Consider the following 3,903-nt stretch of genomic DNA (forward strand, 5'->3'; position numbering starts at 1 on the left):
AACAAAAGCACGTCACGGATGGAGTTTTCCCCGGTTAAAATCATAACCAAACGGTCAATTCCAATGCCCAAACCGCCGGTAGGCGGCATGCCATATTCCAGCGCCGTAACAAAATCGTCGTCCATCATGCTGGCCTCGTCGTCCCCCGCGTCACGCTTGGCAACCTGCGCCATAAAGCGTTCCTTCTGGTCTATGGGGTCGTTCAATTCGGAAAATGCGTTTGCACATTCCCTGCCGCAAATAAACAGCTCAAACCGTTCCGTATACCGGCTGTCCCCCGGGCATTTTTTCGCCAAGGGTGAAATTTCAACCGGGTGCCCAGTTAAAAAGGTGGGCTGAACGAGCTTGTCCTCAACAAATTCGTCGAAGAACAAATTCAAAATATCTCCCTTCAGGTGGTGAGGCTCAAACTGAATGTGGTGCTCTTTGGCAACCTTTTGTGCTTCCTCTAACGTTTCAATTTCATTAAAGTCTACGCCTGCATATTTTTTTACAGCATCAACCATGGAAATGCGTTCAAAGGGCTTTGAAAAGTCCAGCGTCGCGCCGTCATATTCCACCACACCGGTGCCCAAAACGGCCTGAGCCACATGGCGGTATAGGTCTTCCGTTAAATTCATAATATGCTCATAGTCGGTATAGGCCTCATAAAGCTCTAACAGCGTAAACTCGGGATTGTGCTTTGTGTCCATGCCCTCGTTACGGAACACCCTGCCAATTTCATACACCTTTTCAAACCCGCCTACAATCAATCGCTTTAAATGTAGTTCTAAGGCAATTCTCATGTAAAGGTCAATATCCAGCGTATTGTGATGGGTAATAAACGGCCGGGCCGCTGCGCCGCCGGGAATGGTGTGAAGCACCGGCGTTTCCACTTCCATAAAGCCCAAATTATCTAAAAAATTTCGGATTTCTTTAATAATCTGTGTGCGCTTTAAAAATGTCTGTCTGGACCTTTCGTTCATAATCAGATCCACATAGCGCTGCCGGTATCTTAAATCCGTATCTGTCATGCCATGGAATTTCTCCGGCAGGGGCAAAAGAGATTTAGAAAGAAGCGTATATTCCGAAATCCGCACCGAAACCTGGCCGGTTTTGGTTTTAAACACTTCGCCCTTTGCGCCCACAATGTCGCCGATGTCAAGCTTTTTATAGGCGGCGTAAGACGCTTCACCCAACACGTCTAACTTTACAAAAAGCTGAATTTTGCCGGAAACGTCCTGCAAATCGCAGAACATTACCTTTCCCATGCCGCGTTTTGACATGAGCCGCCCGGCAACGGACACAACTTCGCCCTCCATAGATTCGAAATTGTTTTCAATATCAGCACAATAGTGCGTTTTATCAAATTTCACCTGTTCAAAGGGATTTTTCCCCTCATTCACCAGCTCGGTCAGCTTGTCCCGCCGGATTTGCAAAAGTTCACTCAGCTCCGGCACTGAATTATTTTCCTGTGACATGGTATTCCTCCTAAAATTATGTATATATCAAATATTATACTACAGTTTTATTGTTTACACAATAATTTTTTTATTTTTCTTGAAGTTATTGACTTTTTGAAACGATTGCTATAAAATAAATGAAACTTCATTAAGCATGAAAAGGAGAGAAAAGTTATGTACAATTTCAGCAACGTGACAACCCTTTATATTTCGGCTGAAAACGGCTCAGATATTAACATGGGCTTTCTGCCGGAGGAAGACGGTTTGGGCAACGGCCCCTTAAAAACCTTTAAATTTGCGCTGATGCAAATTGCAAACCTGCGCCGGGTGGGAATGTTACAGCCCATCACCTTAAAAATTATGGACAGCGAGGTGTTCGTGCCCGAAACCATTGTAATCGACGAATCGGTCTGCGGACTAACCATTGAGCCTTACGACATGGAAAAACGCACCACCATCACGGGCAGCAAAAAGCTCACCGGGTTTTACGAGTCGGAGTTTAACGGCCACAAGTGCTTTGCGGTGAACATTCCCGAGGTGAAAGAGGGCAAATGGTCTTTTGCCGATTTATATGTTGACGGCGAACGCGCACAGCTTCCCAGATACCCGGAAACAGGCCACATCATTCCAAAGCAAGTGGAAGTGAAAACAAAGGTCTTGCACGAAGGCTCTAAATGGTTTATCGCCAATGACGGCGATTTGGACGGCATTCAGAATGTGGAGGACTGCTATTTAAGTTTCACCCATTTCTGGGTTGACGAGCACACCCCCATTGAAAGCTTTGACAGAAAAACCAACAAGGTTACGTTAAAATACCGCTCCGGCTACCACTGCTACAGCGAATCTCCGGAAGATTCCAGCACCATGGAATATTATTTAGAAAACGTACCGGAAAAATTCTCTAAGCCCAACCAATGGTATTTAGATAAAAAAGAAGGCATTTTATATTACATTCCGAAAAACAACAGTCAGACCGTTGATAACATTTCTGTCTATGCACCGGTTATTTCCATGCTGGTAGACATACACGGCGACGCAGAAAACGGCAAAAAGGCAAACAATATTCGGCTTCGCAATTTAGACTTCCGCTACACCGACGGCGGCTATTACAGCGACCAGATTTTAGACACCGCCACCATGCACACCGAAAACGTTGAACCCAAAGCAACAGACGGTCAGTCTGCCAACAAAGCGCCGGGAACCATTCGCTTTATCGGCGCTCACGGCTGCTTCATGGAAAACTGCTCGGTGAAAAATTTCGGTCACTACGGCGTATCCATTGAAGACGGCTGCGACAACATTCACATTTTAGGCAACACGTTCTACGACGGCGGCGCAGGCGGCATTAAAATTAACGGCGCAGATGCGGAAGGCGAAGCATTTAACCTTACATACGGCAACGAAATTTCCGACAACGAAATTTCGTTCTGCGGCCGGAAATATTTTGCAGGCTGCGGCGTATTGCTGATGCACTCCTTTGAAAACACCGTTTCCCACAACGACATTCACGACCTGTTCTACAGCGGAATTTCTGTGGGCTGGGTCTGGGGTTACAAGCCCACGGTGTGCCGCGACAATATCATTGAAAAGAACCACATCTATAACCTGGGCGACGGTTTGCTTTCCGACATGGGCGGCATTTACCTTTTGGGCTACCAGCCGGGCACCATTGTCCGCGGAAACCTCATTCACGACGTAAACGCCCGTCACTACGGCGGCTGGGGCATTTATACCGACGAGGGCTCAAGCTACATCACCGTTGAAAACAACATTTGCTACAACTTCTCAAACAATGCTTACCACCAGCATTTCGGAAGCATGAACACCGTGAGAAACAACATTTTTGCCTTTTCAACTGACGGAATTCTCCGTGTCAGCAGACCGGAAATGCACCTTAGCATTATTTTTGAGCGCAACATTGTGGTGGCAGACAATTCGCCCATGTATGCGGTGAACTATCACGGCCAGTTTAACCATGCCATTGCCGGCTCGAAAAACGTGTTCTACGACTATGGCCGCGACAAGACCTACCTCATGGAGAGCGACACGGTTCAGGCGGAACTGCCGGAATTTTCGGCAAAACACAACATGGATTGCGACTCGGTTGTGGCAGACCCGCTGTTTAAAGATGTAGATAACCGTGACTTTACTTTATCACCCAATTCCCCTGCCATCAAACTGGGCTTTGTTCCTTTTAATTTAAACGATGCAGGCGTAAGAAAATAAAAAATCACAATAAAAATGGCATTGGGAACCTGGGTTCCCAATGCCATTTCTTTTTATTTTACCCCTTTACAAACCTTTTGCGTTATGGTATAATAATAAAAGTTTTTGAAAAAAGCCCCCATAGTTAAATGGATATAACAGCCCCCTCCTAAGGGGCAGTTATAGGTTCGATTCCTATTGGGGGTGCCACACTATAACTTATCCGAACATGTGCATTGGATTTTTAAAGCAAGGC

The 3,903-nt window shown here is 46.1% G+C and carries 2 protein-coding genes and 1 tRNA gene; 2 read left to right on the forward strand and 1 reads right to left on the reverse strand.

The genetic code is table 11. The features are described from left to right. A partial coding sequence (lysS, locus tag WIG73_RS03675) for a lysine--tRNA ligase (protein ID WP_337399335.1) occupies positions 1 to 1,460 on the reverse strand: 1,460 nt, incomplete at its 3' end. Between the two features lie 156 nt (positions 1,461 to 1,616). Between lysS and WIG73_RS03680 the strand changes: the two genes are divergently transcribed. Together WIG73_RS03680 and WIG73_RS03685 are read left to right on the forward strand one after the other, a co-directional pair. Beyond that, positions 1,617 to 3,668: a right-handed parallel beta-helix repeat-containing protein gene (locus tag WIG73_RS03680; RefSeq protein ID WP_337399336.1), complete on the forward strand. Its 2,052-nt coding sequence runs from the start codon at positions 1,617 to 1,619 to the stop codon at positions 3,666 to 3,668. A 114-nt stretch (positions 3,669 to 3,782) separates the two neighbouring features. Continuing rightward, a tRNA-Arg gene (locus WIG73_RS03685) sits at positions 3,783 to 3,857 on the forward strand. The last annotated feature ends 46 nt before the right edge of the window (positions 3,858 to 3,903 follow it).

The sequence above is a fragment of the Congzhengia sp. genome (assembly GCF_037235575.1).
GTDB lineage: Bacteria > Bacillota > Clostridia > UBA1381 > UBA9506 > Congzhengia > Congzhengia minquanensis.

Coding starts and splice junctions, on each gene's coding strand:
- WIG73_RS03680 (WP_337399336.1), top strand. CDS start 1,617: ATGTACAATTTCAGCAACGTGACAACCCTTTATATTTCGGCTGAAAAC.